The organism is Naumannella huperziae (assembly GCF_054073625.1).
In genome coordinates this window covers 1,630,564-1,647,214 of record NZ_JBSXPH010000001.1, presented here as the reverse complement: position 1 = coordinate 1,647,214, position 16,651 = coordinate 1,630,564, and the positions used below count along the sequence as shown (strand labels likewise).

Genomic DNA, 16,651 nt, shown 5'->3' with positions numbered 1-16,651 from the left:
GTCCGCGTCAACCTAACCCAGAAGGCGTCGGCCCCTCAGCCGTTCGCGATAACGGTTGGGTTGCAACCGCCTGAGTGAGCCGCAGGAGCTCTCGGATCAGCCGGTCGGGCGCGCTGACCATGATGTCATGATCGCCGGGCAGGGTACGCACGCTGGCATGTGACGGCAGCCGGGACACGAAGGTGCGCATCCGTCCCGCGGTGGTGCTCCGATCCGATCGCGGCCACAGGTAGTCGATCGGCATCGCGAGCCGCCGGAAACCGGCGACCGCGGCCCGTTCGGTCAGGGGCCGCAGCGGCTGCGGGGTGATCTGGCCGAGCACCCAGTCCAACCGGGGATCGTCCTTGGCCAAGGTGTTCAACCACAGCTCGCGTACCGTCTGCTCGGCGACGTCATAGGCGAGCCCGCCGCGCTCACGGGCGCGGGCCAGGTAGTCCGCACGTCGCCGCGGCGGCAATGTGTCCAGCGCCGTCATCCCCGGCTCCAGCACCTGGCCGCTGAGGAACACCAGGCGGCGGATCCGGTCGGGGGCGTCCAGCGCCACCCGGGCGATGACCTGCCCGGCCATGCTGTGCCCGACGAGCACTGCCGGCTGGTCGATGCCGGCGACGAGCGCGGCGATCTCGTCGGCGTACGCGCGCATCGAGGCCCGCTCGGTCTCGCCCACCCGGGCGCCGTGACCGGGCAGATCCGGCGCGATCGCGGGTACGCCGGCGCGGGCCAACCCCTCGCGCACGAACTGCCAGCACCAGCCGCCGTGCGCCGCACCGTGCACGAGGACCACCACGGGCACTCGTGGATTCATGCCAGGTAGCCGAAGATCTTGTTGAAGAGTGCCTGGTCGGCCTCCCGGTTCGCGGCCAGGTCGGCGGGCAGCGGGCGATAGGGGATCCCGCTGGCGATCGACGGCAGATCGATCCCCAGTACCCGCGGCGGCGCCGACGCGGCGATTGCCGGATACTCACCGATCTGTCCGAACACGTCGCCGGCGCGGCGGCTGAGGTTCCAATTGCAGAACACCTTCGCGGCGGCCGGGTTGACAGGCGACGCACTCACCCCGAGGAAGTAGTCGTAGAGGGCAAAGCCCTCGGGTGCGACGACGAAACGGACCGGCGCATTGCTGGCCGCCGCCACGTTCACCGAGCTGATCACAGCCGTTGCCGCGTGCAGCTCACCGCGGGCCAGGCTTTCCTGCATCGCGCCGGAGGAGTCGAAGATCCGCGGCTGCTGCGCGGCGAGGGCGCGCAGGTAGTCCTCGCCGAGCACGTCGAGCTGAAAGCGCAGCAACGACAGCGAGCTGCCACCGGCACCGGCCTGGGTGATCCCGAGCTTGCCGCGCCAGCGCGGGTGCAGCAGATCCTGCCACCCGCGGGGCTCCTGTCCGGGGGGCACGAGAGCCGTGTTGTAGGCAAAGGTGAATGCCGGATCGAAGGTCCGGTAGTAGCGGCCGTCGTCGAAGACGACATCGGCACCGAGGTCGTCGATGCCCGGGACCCGGTGGCGCCCGAACGCGCCGGCGGCGGCCATCTTGGCCACGCCCGCGGGGTCGGAGGTCCGAATGAGGTCGGCGCGCAGCTTCCCGGCGCCCTGTTCGCTCAGCACCCGCTCCAGGAGCCGGTTCGGCACCAACCGGACCAGGGAGACCGCCAGCCCGGTGTCGGCGGTGAAGGCCTTGATCACTTCCTTCTCGCTGTTCTCGACATACCCGCTGTAGAGGATCAACCCGCCCTCGTCCTGGGCAGCCCGCCACAGCGCCTGATCGGCGATCTGCTCGCCGTCGATGATCAACGCCGCCGCATCGTCGATCACCGGGGCCCCGGTCACTAGTTGCGTCTGCGGCGGCGGGGCGCAGGCCGCGGCGCCGAGGCCGAGTGCGGCCGCGAGTCCGGCCGATCCGGTCAGCAGGGTACGTCGGTGCATCACGATCTCCCTTGATCAGAACTGGGTCCCGACGCGGTACGCGCGCCGGCGAAGCGGAGCAGACCGACCATGATCACGACGGCCAGGCAGTAGAGCAGGCTGGTGGATGCGGCGGCGCGCAATGCGCCGTTGTCGTACTCGTCGAACACCGCGATCGAGAGCAACCGGGTGTCGGAGGTGAACAGGAACAGGGCTGCGGAGAGCTCGCGCATCGCCAGCATCAGCAACAACAACGCGGTGGACAACAGCCCGGTCCGCAGCAGCGGCACAGTCACCCAACCGATGGCCCGCAGCCGCCGGGCGCCCGACAGCACGGCGCTGTCCTCAAGATCGGCATCGACCTGCTGGATCGCCGCGGTGGCCCCGCGATAGCCCTGCGGCAGGTAGATCGACAAGAACGCGATCACCAGCACGACCAGGGTGCCGTAGACGGGCACGGGGGCGACCAACCAGGTCCACAGCAGGCCGAGGCCCATCACGATCGCGGGCACCGCGAGCGGGGCCATCGCCAGTTGTTCCAGCACGCGCCGGCCGGGCAGCTCGGTGCGATAGACCGAGTAGCCGAGCCAGAACGCGAAGGCGGTGCCGATCGCCGCCACCAGGACGCCGACGGCGACGCTGTTGCCGAGCGAGCGCAGGAACTGCGGGTCGGTGATCGTCTGGCCGAGCGACCAGAACGACAGCGCGCCCGGCCGGGCGAGCTGGGACAGCTCGGCGACATAGGGCGAGGACTGCAGCGAGGCGAGCAGCAGCGCGAGCAGCGGCAGGATCAGCGCCAGGACGAGGTACGCGATCGCGAAGCCGAGCCCGGCAAAGCGCCAGCGCCCGATCGCGAAGCGCCGCGGCTTCACGCCCTTGCCGGACACGGTGGTGAAGCGGCGCCGCATCACGATCCGCTGCTGCACGGCGGTGACGATGATCAACACCGCGGTCAGGGCAACGGCCACCGCGGCGGCCTCCGTCCCGCGCGCGGGGGCGGCGTTCATCAGCCGGTAGATGAAGGCCGGCAGGGTCTCGATCTGGCCCGGCGTACCGATCATCTGCGCGACCGGAAAGTTCTCCATGGTCAGGGTGAAGACCAGCACCGCGGAGCCGAGGATGGCCGGCAGCACCAACGGGAAGGTGACATGGCGCAGGGTTGCCCGCGGCGAGCCGCCGTGCACCCCGGCCGCGTCCTCCAGGTCGGGGTTCATCAGGCTCATCGCCCCGTGGATCAGCAAGAAGGCATACGGCGCGTAGTAGACGGCGAGGACGAAGATCAGCCCGCCGTAGGAATAGATGTCGACCAGGTTCGGCAGGCCGATCGCGCGGGCCGCGACATTCAGGTAGCCCATCGCGGGCCCGGCCAACAGCGACCAGGCCAGCGCGCCGACCAGCGAGGGCAGGAACATCGGCGAGATCCCGGCGAAATAGATCAGGCCGCGGGCGGGCGCGTCGCTGCGGGCGGCAAGGAAGGCCAGCACCCCGCCGATGATCATGGCGAGCACCGAGGCGCAGGCCGCGACGAACACGGAGTTGGCCAGCGCGCCGAGGGCGGCCGGGGTGGTCAGGATCGCGAAGTTGTCGACCGACAGGCCGCCGAACAGCGCGCCCGGGCGCGGGGTCTCGGCGCTGATCGCCGCGAGTCCGATGAGCCCCATCGGGATCACCACGAGCACGACCAGCAGCGCGAACTGGGCCCCGACGGGCAGCATCCGCAGGGATCGGGTGAGGGTGCTCATCAGGCCGGCACCTCCTGCGGCAGGATCCGCACGGCGGCGGGATCGGCGCTGACCCAGACCCGATCGTCGGTACGGAAGGCCGGACCGCCGGCCGGCGCGGCCACCTCGACCGCCGGCCCGTCGTCCAGGCCGACCCGGTAGACGGTGTGGTTGCCCTGGAAGGTGACCACCTCGACGCCGCCCGCCCAGGCATTGCCGTGTCCGTTCGACTCGCCGGCCAGGCTCAGGTCCTCCGGACGGATACAGGCGCGCAGGGCCTGATCGCCGTCGACGCGCTCCGCCGCCGTCACCGTCAGCGGCGAGTTGTCGATCCGGTAGCCGCCGCCTGCGTCCCCGCGTACCGGAAGAATGTTGCTGACCCCGAGGAAGTCCGCGATCGACGCGCTCGCCGGCCGCGACCAGATCTGTTCCGGCGTACCGGCCTGGACGATCCGGCCGCCCTGCATCAACGCGATCCGGTCGGCCAGCGCCATCGCCTCGGCCTGGTCGTGGGTGACATAGACGCAGGTCAGGCCGAGCTGTTGCTGGATGCCGCGCAGCTCGATCCGCAGCCGCTCGCGCAGCCGGGCGTCCAGGTTGGACAGCGGCTCGTCGAGCAGCAGCACGCTCGGCCGCATCACCAGGCTGCGCGCGAGGGCCACCCGCTGCATCTGCCCGCCGGACAACAGGCTGGCACCGCGATCGGCGTGCTCGCCGAGCCCGACCAGCTCCAGCACCTCGTGCACCCGCCGCCGGGTCTCGGTGCGCGACAGCTTCTGCATCCGCAGCGGGAAGGCCACGTTCTCGAAGATGGTGCGATGCGGCCACACCGCATAGGACTGGAAGACCATCCCGACATTGCGCCGGTGCGACGGCACCTCGATGCCGCGCTCGGCGTCCAGCACCACGCGGTCACCAATGGTGATCCGCCCGGCCACCGGCGTCTCCAGCCCGGCGATGCTGCGCATGGTCGTCGTCTTGCCGCAGCCCGACTTGCCGAGCAGCACCAGCGACTCCCCCGGCTCGATGGTCAGGTCGAGCCGGTCGACGGCCGTTGCCGCACCGTACTTGATCACCAACTGCTCAAGGGATACCCGCATGGTGTCCTCGCCTCCAACTTCGTTGTTGTCCTGCTGACAGTGATTGTCCGGGTGGGCGCTCAGGCCGCCGCCGGTAGGTAGATCACGGCATCGGCGATCAGCCGCGCCGCTCGTTCCAGTTCGACCTCGGCCACGGCGCCGCCCGCGGTCAGGCTGCTGCGTACCGCCACCTCCCCCGACGGCGTCGCCAACCGGAGCCGGGCCGGCCCCTCCGGCGCGGCCGCGCCGGCCAGCACCGACCCGGGGGTCCGGGTCGCCGTGGCCAGCGCGACCGCGCTGGTCAGGCCGATCGCCGGGTGGAACTCCTGCATCGAGACCATCCGGACGCCGATCCGATCACCACGCGGTTCGCCCACGATGCCGACCTTCGGTACCGCCTGCGGGGCGGGCTCCCCGGGCCGGGCCAGGCCCATTCGGATCGCGGCCTGCGCGCGTACCGCGATCAGCTCCGGCAGCCACGGCGCCAGCTCGGCGGGGTCCTCGTCGCCGGTCAGCCCGAGGTCGCCGGCCCGCAGCAGTGCGACCGGCGCGCCGGCGTCGAGCAGGCTCAGCCGCGCGCGCCGCCCGGCGATCGTGATCGGTTCCGCGGGCCGACCCGTCGGCAGCAGCGCGCCGGTGCTGCCGCCGCCCGGGGCCAGGAAGATCAGCCGCACACCGACCCCGGCGGCGTCGGTGCCCGGCACCAGCGCGTTCGGGTGGTCGCTGATCCGGCCGCCCGGGGTGCTCACGACGGCGTCCAGCCGGGACCCGGTGTTCACATTGCGCAGCCGGACGCGGGTCTCGCGCGGGCCGGCCGGGACGAGTCCCTTGGCGACGGCGTAGAGCGCGATCGCGGTCGCGCAGTTGCCGCAGTTGCTGCCCCACTCGACTCTCCCCTCGCCGATCCCGACCTGTGCGAAGAGGTAGTCGATGTCGACATCGGGGGCGCGAGACGGTCCGACGACCGCGGCTTTGGAGGTGGTCGAGGTGGCGCCGCCGACGCCGTCGATCTGGCGCCGGTCCGCCGCGTTGTAGGCGGCCACGAGCATGGCCTCGAGATCGGTACGCGTACCGGGCACGTCGTGCTCGGTGAACAGCCAGCACTTGCTGGTGCCACCGCGGACCAGGGTCCCGCGTACCTGCATCCTCGTCCTCCTCGCACCGTCCGGCCACCGCGCCGGTTCCGCGTCCCAGCCTGACTTCGCAGAGGTTGAAGCACAATCGCGAGTTCGTTGACTAGCATGTACTCATGCTTAAGTCGTGGGTACGCCGATGAGCGTGGATGTCCGTCGCCTGCTGCTGCTCGCCGATGTCGCCGAACACGGCTCGCTGACCGGCGCGGCCGCGGCGCTGGGCTACACCACCTCGGCGATCTCGCAACAACTCCGGCGGCTGGAGTCCGAGGCCGGCCAGCCGTTGCTGGAACGGCTGCCACGCGGCATCCGGCTGACCGAGGCCGGGGCCGCGCTGGCCACGCGCGCGAGCGCGATCCGGCGGCAGTTGCGGGCCGCCGAATCCGATCTGGCCGAGCATTCCGGGCTGCGCGCGGGCAGCCTGCGGATCGGCTCGTTCCCGACCGCCAGCGCGTCGCTGCTGCCGCTCGTGGTGACCCGCTTCCACCAGCGCTGGCCCGACATCGACCTGACCGTGCACAGCGCGCTGCTCGCGCCGCTGATCGATCTGCTGCACAGCGGGGAGGTCGAGCTCGCGCTGTTGTGGGACTACCCGTGGAACCGGCTGCGCGATCCGGGCCTGACCTCGGTCCACCTGCTCGACGACCCGCCCGTGCTGGTCGTCCCCGCGGCCAGCGACCTGCCCCGGGAGCGGCCCGTGACGATGGCCGACCTGGCCGATCGGCGCTGGGTCGTGCGGTCGGAGACCCACCCCGCGAGCGATCTGTTGCTGCGCAGTTGCGTGCGGGCGGGCTATGAGCCGCGGATCACCTACCGCGCCCAGGACTACCAGGAGATCCAGGCGATGGTGGCCGCGGGCCTGGGCATCGCGCTGGCGCCGCGGCTCGGGCTGACCAACCTGCGCGACGACGTCCGCCTGGTCAGCATCGCCGCCGACGACGACGTGCCGCACCGCCGGATCCTGCTCAGCCGGGTCCGCGACCGCCCCGCCCGGCCGGCGGCCGCGGCCATCGAGCGGGCCTTCGCCGAGGTCGCCGAGTCGCTCAGCGTGTCCCGGCTCGGTCGCCACCAGCTCGGCTCCGTCCGCGACGGCGCCGACCCGCGCCACGACCCGAACTAGCCGACCGACCCGAACGTCCGGGGGCGACGAAGCGTTCAGGAATGCTTAACCCAGGACCACCAGCGCGTCACGGTGCACAACGGTCCGTTCGTACTCGGGACCGAACTCGGCGCCGAGCTCGCGGGTGGAGCGCCCGATCAGCGACGGCAGCTCCGAGGCGTCGAAGCCGGCCAGACCGCGGGCGACCACCTGCCCCGACGGGCCGCGCAGGTTGACCGGGTCGCCGGCGCTGAAGGCCCCCTCGACCCGGGTGACCCCGGCGGGCAGGAGCGAGGCCTTGCGTTCGACCACGGCCCGCACGGCGCCGGCGTCGAGCCACAGATCGCCGCTGGTGCTGGAGGCATGGGCCAGCCAGAGCAATCGGGCGGGGCGCCGCTTGCCGGTCGGATGGAAGATCGTGCCGACCGGCTCCCCGGCCAGCGCGCGCGCGCAGTTCGCGGCCACCGTCAGCACCACCGGGATGCCGGCCGAGGTGGCGATCGCCGCGGCGTCGACCTTGGTGATCATGCCGCCGGTGCCGACCGCTGACCCGGTCGCCGAGATGTTGATCTTGTCGATATCGGTACGCGAGTGCACCTGCGGCACCGGGACGGCGCCCGGCGTCCCCGGCTTGTCCGTCCACAACCCGTCGACATCGCTGAGCAGGACCAGCGCGTCGGCATGGACCAGATGGGCGACGAGCGCGGCCAGCCGGTCGTTGTCACCGAACCGGATCTCGCTGGTCGCGACCGTGTCGTTCTCGTTCACGACGGGCAGGACACCGAGCTCCAGCAGCTTGGCGAAGGTCCGGTGCGCATTGCGATAGTGGCTGCGCCGGGTGACATCGTCCACGGTCAGCAGCACCTGGCCCGTGGTGATCTCGTGCGCGGCGAACCGGCTGGCGTACTGCTCCACCAGCAGGCCCTGCCCCACGGCGGCCGCGGCCTGCTGCAGCGGCAGATCCCGCGGCCGGCGGGTCAGGCCGAGCGGGACCAGCCCCGCGGCGATCGCCCCCGAGGACACCAGGACGACCTCGGCACCGGCGCGGTGCCGGGCGGCCAGCGCGTCGACCAGGCCGGCCAGCCGGTCGGGGTCGAGCGCGCCGCCGTCGCTGGTCAGCGAGGAGGAGCCGACCTTGATCACCACCCGCCGCGCATCGCGCAGCGCCGCCCGGTCAGTCATCGGTCGGGTCCCGGCGGGGCTGTTGATCATCGTCGCGCGCATCCTCGTCGACATCGGTGCGCCAGGTCCCGTCGGCCTTGCGGCGGTGGTACTCGCGGTCCAGCTCGCGCCGCCGGGCGACCGCCGGACGGTCCTCGACCAGTCGGTCGTCCTCGCCGCGCCGGGACAAGATCTCCGCGCCGATGTCGACCTGGGGGCGGAAGTCGAAGACCACGGCCCCGTCGCCGGTACGCGGGTCGCCCCCGATCGCCACCGCATCACCGGCGGCCGCGCCGAGTGCGAGCAGCTTGTCCTCCACGCCGAGCCGGTTCAGCCGGTCGGCGAGATAGCCGACGGCCTCGGGATTGCCGAAATCGGTCTGGCGTACCCAGCGCTCGGGCTTGTCGCCGCGGACCCGCCACAGGTGTCCGCCCTCGCCGTCGCCCTGCCGCTTGATGGTGAACTCCTCGCCGGCAGACGGCGCGGGCCGCAGCACGATCCGGGCGGGCTCGGGGGTCGGGGTGGCCGCGCGGCGGCGGCGTACCACCTCGGCCATGGCGTGACTGAGCTCCGTCAGGCCCTCGCCGGTCTTGGTGGAGATCTCGAAGACCGGCCAGCCGAACTGCTCGACATCGGCGGCGACGATGTCGGCGATGTCGCGGCCGTCGGGCACGTCCACCTTGTTCAGCGCGACCAACCGCGGGCGGTCCTCCAGACCGCCGTGGCGGGCCAGCTCGTTCTCGATGATCTTGAGGTCGCCGACCGGGTCACGTCCCGGCTCGTAGGTGGCGGTGTCGACGACGTGGACCAGGGCGGCGCAGCGCTCGACGTGGCGCAGGAAGTCGTGGCCGAGGCCGCGGCCCTCGCTGGCGCCCTCGATCAGGCCGGGCACGTCGGCGACGGTGTAGGTGAGGTCGCCCGCGACGACGACACCGAGATTCGGCACCAGGGTGGTGAACGGGTAGTCGGCGATCTTGGGCCGCGCCCGGGACAGCGCGGCGACCAGCGAGGACTTGCCGGCGCTCGGGAAGCCGACCAGTCCGACATCGGCGACGACCTTCAGCTCGAGGGTGACGGTACGCTCCTCGCCCGGCTCGCCGAGCAGCGCGAAGCCCGGCGCCTTGCGCGAGGCCGAGGCGAGCGCGGCATTGCCCAGGCCGCCCCTGCCGCCGCGGGCGACGACGAGCTCGGCGCCGGCCCCGGTCAGGTCGGCGAGCTGTTCGCCGGTGTCGGCGTCCGTGACCAGGGTGCCGTCGGGCACCGCCAGCACGATGTCCTCGCCGCGGGCGCCGTTGCGGTTGTCGCCCTCGCCGGGCTGGCCGTTGCGGGCCCGGCGCTGGGACTGGCGGTGATAGTCGACCAGGGTGGACAGGTTCGGGTCGACGCGCAGGATGATCGAGCCGCCGTCGCCGCCGTTTCCGCCGTCGGGACCGCCGAGGGGCTTGAACTTCTCCCGATGCACCGACGCCGTGCCATTGCCCCCACGACCGGCCGCGACGTGCAGCCTGACCCGGTCCACGAAGCTCGGAATCGCCATCAGTGCCTACCTTTCCGGCCGATCGGCCGATGCTGCTCGCCGGGATCGGGACCCCCGTGGTTCTCCAGCACCCAGCGGTCCATCCCGGAGCGGCCGAAGACGATCCGGCCGCGGGCGGGCCGCAGCACCGTACCGCGCTTGACCAGGGCATCGACGGCCCAGGCGATCTGTGAGCTGGACTCCTTGCCGACGGCCCGGGCCAGCTCGGCGACGCTCGCCTCGCCGCCGGCATCCGCCAGCGCGATCAGGATCCGGCGCCCCTCGGCGGGTGCGGCCTCCCAGGCCCCCTCGTAGTAGGCCTCGAGCTGCGGCGCGGCGGCCTCGATGCCCGCCCGGACGGCGGCCAGCGTGAGCTCGTCGTCGACCCGGTGCGCCCACACCTCGGCGCCCAGCTCCTGGATGAAGGCGGGGTAGCCGCCCGACACCTCGACCGCGGCGTCCAGCGCCTCCCGGGTCCAGGCGCCACCCGCCTCGCGGACCGGGAGCAGGAAGGCGTCTCTGGTGGCCTCGGCGTCGAGGTAGCCGAGATTGATCCGGCGATAGACGCGCTCGGCGTGGCTGGAGGACTTGCCGACCAGCCGGGCGGTGTCGCCCGGCAGGCCGGCGAAGCAGATGATCAACCCGGGCTTGTCGGCATCGCGCTCGCCGAGCAGGGAGACCAGTTCGGACAGGTTGACCAGGCTGGCGTGATCGGCGTACTGGGTCTCGTCGATCAGCAGCGCGAGCCCGATGCCGCCACGTCGGCGCACCGTGTCGGTGGCGGTGAGCAGCCGGGTCATGAACGCGGTGTCGATCAGCGTGTCATCGTCGTTCAGCTCGCGCTCGAGCTCGATCCCGCCGATCGGGGTGGTGATGGCGGCCCTGGTCAGCCGGCCGTGCTCGGCGGCGAAGTCGGCGCGCTCGAGCGCGGCATCCACCGCGGCGTCGACCCGGTCCATCAGCGATTCCCGGCCGGAGGCCTGGCAGCGCACCCGGATCGCGAGGCAGCCCTCGACCAGCGCCGCCTCGGCGAACTCCTTGAGCAGCGAGGTCTTCCCGACCCCGCGCACGCCGGAGATGATCAGGTGTCTCGCCTGGGTGTGCCCGAACGCCGCGAAGTCGGTGAGCACGCGCCGCCACTGCCGCAGCTCGGCCTCGCGGCCCTCGAGCCGATACGGGCTGGTCCCGGCGCCGGGGAAGAACGGACCGTCCATGCGCATCAGCGTACCTAACAAAACGAAAACCGGCCGAAATTAGGTTTGTTAGGCGACCGCCGGTCCGCGCCGGAACAGCGGCGAGGGCCCGCCCCCAACTGGGACGGGCCCTCGCCGATCGGCCGGGAGGCGTCGCGTCACTGCGCGGCGGCGGTCTCCTCGACCAGGATGTTCACGACGCGGCGGCCGCGGCGGGTGCCGAACTCGACCCGCCCCTCGACCAGCGCGAACAGGGTGTCGTCGCCACCGCGGCCGACGCCGTCGCCCGGGTGGAAGTGGGTACCGCGCTGCCGGACGATGATCTCCCCGGCGTTGACCAACTGGCCGCCGAAGCGCTTCACGCCGAGCCGCTGGGAGTTGGAATCGCGACCGTTCCGCGTCGAGGACGCGCCCTTCTTGTGTGCCATCTGTCTCGCCTCAGCTCTCGATGCCGGTGATCTTGACCTGGCTGTAGCGCTGGCGATGTCCCTGGCGCTTGCGGTAGCCGGTCTTGTTCTTGTACTTCATGATCCGGATCTTCGGACCCTTGGTCTCGCCCAGCACCTCGGCCTTGACGCTGGCCTTGCCCAGCGTCGCCGCATCGGCGGTGATCGAGTCGCCGTCGACCAGCAGCAACGGCTGCAGCTCGACCGACGAGCCGACCTCGTCGGTGACCTTGTCGATCTCGACGACGTCGCCCACGGCGACCTTGTGCTGGCGGCCGCCACTACGCACGATCGCGTACACGCCTGACCCTCTTTCCTCGTCTGCTTCTGGTGTGGGTGCCGCTTGCCGACCGGCCGGGCACTCCCGAGGCGCTGCGAAGATTCGCCTCCGCACACCGACGGTCAAGCGTACGCGGGGGCCTCGCGGCGGTCAAACCGGGGCGTGGCCGACACCAGCAGGGCGCCGCCGATCAGCGTCGGTACGCCGTAGCGCACCACCTCGCCCGCGCCGACACTCGGCAGCATCGCGACGAGATAGACCGCGAACAGCCCCGCGGCGGCCTTGCCCACCCAGCGGCGCTGCCAGCCGACGATCAGCGCCACACCCAGCACGGCCTCGGCGATCGTCGCGGCGATCGCGGCCACCGTGACCGCCGGCGCGGGGAGGCCCGGCAACAGGCCGGCCGTGTAGGCCACGAAGGCGGGCCAGTTCCCCCAGGAGACACCGGGCGAGCCGGCGGGCCCGAACAGGCCGAACCGATCGGCCACCGCGCCGAGCAGGGAGACCGCCAACAACACCGCGACCACGATGCCGAGCACCCGCGGGATGCGGCCCAGGCGCTCGGCCACGCGCGGCAGCGTCGCGATGCCGAGCAGTCCGATCGCCACCAGCACGGTGCCGGTGATCCAGCCCGGCCACACCGCGAACGCGAATCCTCCGACGAGCTGGCACGCCAGTCCGCCGAAGACCCACAGCCAGCCGCCCACCCGGCGCGCCCCGTCCATCCAGCTCATCGCGACCCCATCCGCCCCGACCGGGGCTGTGATTCAGTAAGGTTCCTGACCAAATGCTAGAACGGGGATCGGATATGGTCAAGAACCTTACTAATTCATCCGGCGCGCGCCCGGCACCGCTGGGCTCCCTGCTGGCGGCCGCGGGACGCCGGCTCTCGGCGGAGCTGGACGCTGCGCTGCGCGCGGCCGGCTTCGCCGACGTCCGAGCGGCGCATGCGCCGCTGTTCCTGGCCATCGACGCCGACGGGACGAGCGTGACGGCGCTCGCCGAGCGGACCCGGATGACCAAGCAGGCGGTCGGCGAGCTGATCCGCCAGCTCGGCGATCGGGGCTATCTGGCGGTCGGTACCGACGAGGCCGATCGTCGGGTCCGCCGGGTACGCCTGACCCCGCGCGGGGAGGAGGTGCTGAGCGCCGGCCTGGGCGTGGTTGCCGATTTCGACGCCTGGCTGGCCGAGCGGATCGGCAACGAGCGGGTGGCCGATCTGCGCCGGACGCTGACGATGATCGCCGAGACCGCCCCGGACGAGCGGTCCGATCAGCCCATCGTCGCGCCGAAGAGCCGCCCCAGCAGATAGGTTGCCCCGGCCGCGCCGAAACCGATCGCGAGCTGCCGCAGCGCGCGCTTGCCCGGCGAGGCGCCCGACATGATCCCGACCAGCGCGCCGGAAAGCAGCAGCGCCACCCCGACCAGCGCCAGCGAGACCGCGATCGCGGGCAGGCCGACCATGCCGAACAGGAACGGCAGCACCGGGATCAGCGCGCCACCGCCGAAGAACAGGAAGCTCGAGATGGCCGCCGACCAGGCGCTGCCGACCGCCTCGTCGGGATCGACCCCGGCGTCGGCGGAGGTGTCGATCCCGCCCAGCAGTCCGGCGGACCGGCTCTCGCGATCGCTGATCAGCGCGCCGGCCCGCGCCTCCGCCTCGTCGGGGGTGAGCCCCCGGGCCCGAAACACCAGGGCGAGCTCGTTGGTGTTCAGATCGAGATCGTCGATCACATCCACCGATCGGTGGTCGGGGCGCGAGGCGCCGAGCAGCTCGCGCTGGGAGCGTACCGAGACGTACTCCCCCGCCCCCATCGACAGCGCACCCGAGAGCAGGCCGGCAATGCCAGTCGCCAACACGATCGCCGGCTCCTGGGTGACCGCGCCGATGCCGGTGACAAGCGCCAGATTGGAGACCAGGCCGTCGTTGGCGCCGAAGACCGCGGCCCGGAACGAGCCGGCGAGCTGGCGGCGGCCGCGGGCCGCGAGGCCGCGCACCACCTCGCCGTGGATCTGTTCGTCCGCGGCCATCTGCTCGGTCGCGTGCGCGTCGGCGGCATACGGCGAGCGCGCCTCGGCGCGCTGCATCAGCGCGAGCGCGAACACCGAACCGAAGCGCCGCGCCAGCGTGCCGAGCAGGCGTACATCGAGCGAGGGTCGCGGGGCCGGCTCGGCCCGCTCCCCCAGCAGGTCCACCCAGTGCTGTTCGTGTCGGCGCTCGGCCTCGGCGAGGGCGAGCAGGATCTCGCGGTCCTCGCCGGTGCGGCGGCGGGCAAGCTCGGCATAGACCTGGCGCTCGGCGCGCTCGTCGGCAAGGTAGCCGCGCCAGCGACGGATGTCTCGCGCGTCGGGGGCGGTTGATGGCGGCATGGGAGTCCTATTTCGTCGTTTACGCAACTGACGCATCGAAGGATACAAGAGAGCGCCGCGCCCCGAGGGACGCGGCGCTCTCGTGATCAGCCGTCGGACTGCTGGGGCCCCGGGGATTCCGTCGCGCCGGACCCGGCCGCATCGTTGCCGGCCGGTTCGCTCGCGCCCTTGCCCGAGTCGTTCTTGCCCGAGTCGTTCTTGCCCGAATCGTTCTTGCCCGAGTCGCTCTTGCCCGAATCGCTCTTGCCCGAATCGTCACCGGCCTTGTCGCGGTTCTTCCGGCCCTTGGCCGAGGAGCGGTCCTTCCCGCCGCGCCGGCCGCCGCGGCCCTTGCGCTCGCCGCCGTCGGAGGGCGCCTGGGTCTCGACGGGCATGTCGTGGATCTCGTAGCCGCGGCCCGAGCAGCACTCGCAGGTCTCGGTGAAGGCCTCGGCCAGCCCAGTCCCGATCTTCTTCCGCGTCATCTGCACCAGGCCGAGGCTGGTCACCTCGGCGACCTGGTGGCGGGTGCGGTCGCGGCCGAGGCACTCGACGAGGCGCCGCAGCAGCAGCTCGCGGTTGCTCGGCAGCACCATGTCGATGAAGTCGATCACGATGATGCCGCCGATGTCGCGCAGGCGCAGTTGCCGGACGATCTCCTCGGCGGCCTCCAGGTTGTTGGAGGTGACCGTGGCCTCGAGGTTGCCGCCACTGCCGGTGAACTTGCCCGTGTTCACGTCGATCACCGTCATCGCCTCGGTGCGGTCGATGATCAACGAACCGCCCGAGGGCAGGAAGACCTTGCGTTCCAGCGCCTTGGCGATCTGCTCGTCCACCCGGCTGGCGGCGAAGATGTCGCCCTGCTCGCGGTCCCAGCGCTTGATCCGGTCGGCCAGGTGCGGCGCGACGTGGCCGACATAGGCGGTGACCGTCTCGTAGGCGTCGTTGGTCGAGTCGTTGCCGTCGATGGTCAGCTCGGAGAAGTCCTCGGTGAACAGGTCGCGGACGATGCGTACCGTCAGATCGGGCTCGCCGTAGAGCAGCTTCGGGGCGCCGGAGCCGGACTTCACCTGCTTGTTGATCGCCTCCCACTGCGCCTTCAGCCGCGTCACGTCACGGACCAGCTCGTCCTCGGTGGCGCCCTCGGCGGCGGTACGCACGATCACCGATGCGTCGTCGTCGACCAGCTCGGCCAGGATCTCCTTGAGCCGCTTGCGCTCGTTGTCCGGCAGCTTGCGGGAGATGCCCGACAGGTGACCGCCCGGCGCGTAGACGATGTAGCGCCCGGGCAGCGAGACGTGGCCCGTGAGCCGCGCGCCCTTCGCGCCGACCGGGTCCTTGGTGACCTGGACCAGCACGGTCTGGCCGGACTTCAGCACGTTCTCGACCTTGCGGGCATCGCCCTCGACACCGAAGGCGTTCCAGTCGATCTCACCGGCGTACAGCACGGCGTTGCGGCCGCGGCCGATGTCGATGAACGCGGCCTCCATCGACGGCAGGACGTTCTGGACCCGGCCGAGATAGACATTGCCGATCAGGGAGGCGGCGCTGGCCCGATCGACATAGTGCTCGACGAGTACGCCGTCCTCGAGCACGCCGATCTGGGCGAGCTCGTCGTTCTGCCGGATCACCATCTTCCGGTCGACGGACTCCCGGCGGGCCAGGAACTCGGCCTCGCTGAGGATCGGGGCGCGGCGCCGGCCGGCCGAGCGGCCCTCCCGGCGGCGCTGCCGCTTGGCCTCCATCCGGGTCGAGCCGTCGATCCCGGTGACCTCGTCGCTGGCCTTGCCGCGCCGGCCGTCGCGTACCTTGACGACCACATCGCTCGGGTCGTCATCGGCGCTGGAGGCGTCCTCCCCGCGCCGGCGACGCCGGCGGCGGCGACGGCGACCCGAGGACTGACCCTCGTCCTCGTCGTCGGCATCGTCGTCGGACTTCGCGCCGGAATCGCCCTTGCCGTCCTTGGCCGACTCGCCCGCCTTGCCGTCGCCTTCGCCACCCTCGGCGTCGTCGGAGCCGGCGGACTGCTGATCGTCGGACTCGTCGGAATCATCGCCGCCACGTCGGCGGCGGCGACCGCCGCGCCGGCGGCGCCGGCGGCGCGGGCGCCCGTCGCCGGACTCGTCCGAATCGTCGTTGTCGGAGTCGTCGTTGTCGGAGTCGTCATTGTCCGAATCGTCGCTGTCGGAATCGTCGCTGTCGTCGTCGGGCTCGTCTGCATCCTCATCGGATTCGCCGACACGATCGCTCTCCGGGCGGGCGGGCGCGGCCACGACCTGCGGCGGCGCGAACGGGTCCAGCAGCACGCGGTTCAGCCGGGTAGATCCGCCGCCGGCCGGCTGCACGTCCTCGGCCTCGTCGGCGCCGGTGGCGACCGCCTCGCCAGGCTCCTCGACGGCCTCGGCGGCGGGCTGTTGCTCGGCCGGGGCCGCGGTGATCTCGGTCGGTCCGACGCTCGCGTCGGTGGCAGGCTCGTCGACGATTTCGGCATCGACGGGCGTCTGATCGGTCAGCTCGGCCTCGGCCGGGATCGGGCCGTCGCCGACCACCTCGGGCGTGGCCTGTTCGGGGGTGGCCTGTTCGGGGGTGGACGGGTTCTCCGGGACGGCTACCGGCGGACCCGCGGGCCTGCTGGCGGCCCGGCGGCGACGGCGCTGGGGGCGCGCGTCCTCCCCGGAGCCGTTGTCGGAATTGTTCGTCGGCTCGTCGAGCATCGGGGCTCCTTCATCCGGCGGCGCATGCGCACGCCGGGGTTGGCTGCCGGCCGTGGCCGGA

15 protein-coding genes are annotated in these 16,651 nt (G+C 71.9%); 2 read left to right on the top strand and 13 right to left on the bottom strand.

Translation table 11 applies throughout. The annotated features are described in order from the left end of the window. Window positions 1-7: 7 nt before the first annotated feature. From ACXDC7_RS07900 to ACXDC7_RS07880, 5 genes are read right to left on the bottom strand one after another with little or no spacing between them, the layout of a single operon-like run. On the bottom strand, window positions 8-805 hold the full coding sequence (locus tag ACXDC7_RS07900) for an alpha/beta fold hydrolase (protein ID WP_459221765.1): 798 nt from the start codon (window positions 803-805) through the stop codon (window positions 8-10). Next, window positions 802-1,920, bottom strand: coding sequence for an ABC transporter substrate-binding protein (locus ACXDC7_RS07895; RefSeq protein WP_179444043.1), 1,119 nt, complete (start codon window positions 1,918-1,920; stop codon window positions 802-804). Before ACXDC7_RS07895 ends, ACXDC7_RS07900 begins: the two co-directional genes overlap by 4 nt. Next, window positions 1,920-3,641 (bottom strand): ABC transporter permease, encoded by a 1,722-nt coding sequence (locus ACXDC7_RS07890; RefSeq protein WP_459221764.1) that lies wholly within the window; start codon window positions 3,639-3,641, stop codon window positions 1,920-1,922. Before ACXDC7_RS07890 ends, ACXDC7_RS07895 begins: the two co-directional genes overlap by 1 nt. Beyond that, window positions 3,641-4,720, bottom strand: a complete 1,080-nt coding sequence (locus tag ACXDC7_RS07885) for an ABC transporter ATP-binding protein (RefSeq protein ID WP_459221763.1) — start codon at window positions 4,718-4,720, stop codon at window positions 3,641-3,643. The genes ACXDC7_RS07890 and ACXDC7_RS07885 overlap by 1 nt, the downstream gene beginning before the upstream one ends. A 59-nt stretch (window positions 4,721-4,779) precedes the next feature. Next, window positions 4,780-5,844: a PrpF domain-containing protein gene (locus ACXDC7_RS07880; protein WP_459221762.1), complete on the bottom strand. Its 1,065-nt coding sequence runs from the start codon at window positions 5,842-5,844 to the stop codon at window positions 4,780-4,782. Between the two features lie 115 nt (window positions 5,845-5,959). Between ACXDC7_RS07880 and ACXDC7_RS07875 the strand changes: the two genes are divergently transcribed. Next, the gene (locus tag ACXDC7_RS07875; protein WP_459221761.1) at window positions 5,960-6,952 is read left to right on the top strand and encodes a LysR family transcriptional regulator; all 993 of its coding nucleotides are present in this window, start codon (window positions 5,960-5,962) and stop codon (window positions 6,950-6,952) included. A 45-nt stretch (window positions 6,953-6,997) separates the two neighbouring features. On the opposite strand, the gene proB is transcribed toward ACXDC7_RS07875, so the two are convergent. The 6 genes from proB to ACXDC7_RS07845 form a co-directional block, all read right to left on the bottom strand. Beyond that, the gene (proB, locus tag ACXDC7_RS07870; protein WP_459221760.1) at window positions 6,998-8,143 is read right to left on the bottom strand and encodes a glutamate 5-kinase; all 1,146 of its coding nucleotides are present in this window, start codon (window positions 8,141-8,143) and stop codon (window positions 6,998-7,000) included. Next, the gene (obgE, locus tag ACXDC7_RS07865) at window positions 8,106-9,629 is read right to left on the bottom strand and encodes a GTPase ObgE (protein WP_459221759.1); all 1,524 of its coding nucleotides are present in this window, start codon (window positions 9,627-9,629) and stop codon (window positions 8,106-8,108) included. The genes proB and obgE overlap by 38 nt, the downstream gene beginning before the upstream one ends. Then, on the bottom strand, window positions 9,629-10,822 hold the full coding sequence (locus ACXDC7_RS07860) for an ATP-binding protein (protein ID WP_179444049.1): 1,194 nt from the start codon (window positions 10,820-10,822) through the stop codon (window positions 9,629-9,631). Before ACXDC7_RS07860 ends, obgE begins: the two co-directional genes overlap by 1 nt. 137 nt (window positions 10,823-10,959) lie before the next feature. Then, window positions 10,960-11,229, bottom strand: a complete 270-nt coding sequence (rpmA, locus tag ACXDC7_RS07855; RefSeq protein WP_179444050.1) for a 50S ribosomal protein L27 — start codon at window positions 11,227-11,229, stop codon at window positions 10,960-10,962. Window positions 11,230-11,239: 10 nt separating this feature from the next. Further along, complete coding sequence (gene rplU, locus ACXDC7_RS07850; RefSeq protein WP_179444051.1) at window positions 11,240-11,548, bottom strand: 50S ribosomal protein L21; 309 nt, start codon at window positions 11,546-11,548, stop codon at window positions 11,240-11,242. 101 nt (window positions 11,549-11,649) lie between these two features. Next, window positions 11,650-12,261 carry a hypothetical protein gene (locus tag ACXDC7_RS07845; RefSeq protein ID WP_459221758.1) on the bottom strand — a complete coding sequence of 204 codons (612 nt, stop codon included), beginning with the start codon at window positions 12,259-12,261 and terminating at the stop codon, window positions 11,650-11,652. A gap of 74 nt (window positions 12,262-12,335) precedes the next feature. On the opposite strand from ACXDC7_RS07845, the gene ACXDC7_RS07840 reads away from it, so the two are divergent. After that, window positions 12,336-12,839, top strand: coding sequence for a MarR family winged helix-turn-helix transcriptional regulator (locus ACXDC7_RS07840; RefSeq protein WP_459221757.1), 504 nt, complete (start codon window positions 12,336-12,338; stop codon window positions 12,837-12,839). Here ACXDC7_RS07840 and ACXDC7_RS07835 read toward each other — a convergent pair. Next, complete coding sequence (locus tag ACXDC7_RS07835; RefSeq protein WP_179444054.1) at window positions 12,800-13,897, bottom strand: VIT1/CCC1 transporter family protein; 1,098 nt, start codon at window positions 13,895-13,897, stop codon at window positions 12,800-12,802. The two genes, ACXDC7_RS07840 and ACXDC7_RS07835, sit on opposite strands and share 40 nt — an antisense overlap. Window positions 13,898-13,983: 86 nt before the next feature. Continuing rightward, entirely contained in the window at window positions 13,984-16,590 is a 2,607-nt protein-coding gene (locus ACXDC7_RS07830) for an Rne/Rng family ribonuclease (RefSeq protein WP_459221756.1), read from the bottom strand. Window positions 16,591-16,651 lie beyond the last annotated feature (61 nt).

Bases quoted from the DNA above. Each gene is read 5' to 3' on its own strand.
- ACXDC7_RS07900 (WP_459221765.1), bottom strand. From the start codon at position 805: ATGAATCCACGAGTGCCCGTGGTGGTCCTCGTGCACGGTGCGGCGCAC.
- ACXDC7_RS07895 (WP_179444043.1), bottom strand. From the start codon at position 1,920: ATGCACCGACGTACCCTGCTGACCGGATCGGCCGGACTCGCGGCCGCA.
- ACXDC7_RS07890 (WP_459221764.1), bottom strand. From the start codon at position 3,641: ATGAGCACCCTCACCCGATCCCTGCGGATGCTGCCCGTCGGGGCCCAG.
- ACXDC7_RS07885 (WP_459221763.1), bottom strand. From the start codon at position 4,720: ATGCGGGTATCCCTTGAGCAGTTGGTGATCAAGTACGGTGCGGCAACG.
- ACXDC7_RS07880 (WP_459221762.1), bottom strand. From the start codon at position 5,844: ATGCAGGTACGCGGGACCCTGGTCCGCGGTGGCACCAGCAAGTGCTGG.
- proB (WP_459221760.1), bottom strand. From the start codon at position 8,143: ATGATCAACAGCCCCGCCGGGACCCGACCGATGACTGACCGGGCGGCG.
- obgE (WP_459221759.1), bottom strand. From the start codon at position 9,629: ATGGCGATTCCGAGCTTCGTGGACCGGGTCAGGCTGCACGTCGCGGCC.
- ACXDC7_RS07860 (WP_179444049.1), bottom strand. From the start codon at position 10,822: ATGGACGGTCCGTTCTTCCCCGGCGCCGGGACCAGCCCGTATCGGCTC.
- rpmA (WP_179444050.1), bottom strand. From the start codon at position 11,229: ATGGCACACAAGAAGGGCGCGTCCTCGACGCGGAACGGTCGCGATTCC.
- ACXDC7_RS07845 (WP_459221758.1), bottom strand. From the start codon at position 12,261: ATGAGCTGGATGGACGGGGCGCGCCGGGTGGGCGGCTGGCTGTGGGTC.
- ACXDC7_RS07840 (WP_459221757.1), top strand. From the start codon at position 12,336: ATGGTCAAGAACCTTACTAATTCATCCGGCGCGCGCCCGGCACCGCTG.
- ACXDC7_RS07835 (WP_179444054.1), bottom strand. From the start codon at position 13,897: ATGCCGCCATCAACCGCCCCCGACGCGCGAGACATCCGTCGCTGGCGC.
- ACXDC7_RS07830 (WP_459221756.1), bottom strand. From the start codon at position 16,590: ATGCTCGACGAGCCGACGAACAATTCCGACAACGGCTCCGGGGAGGAC.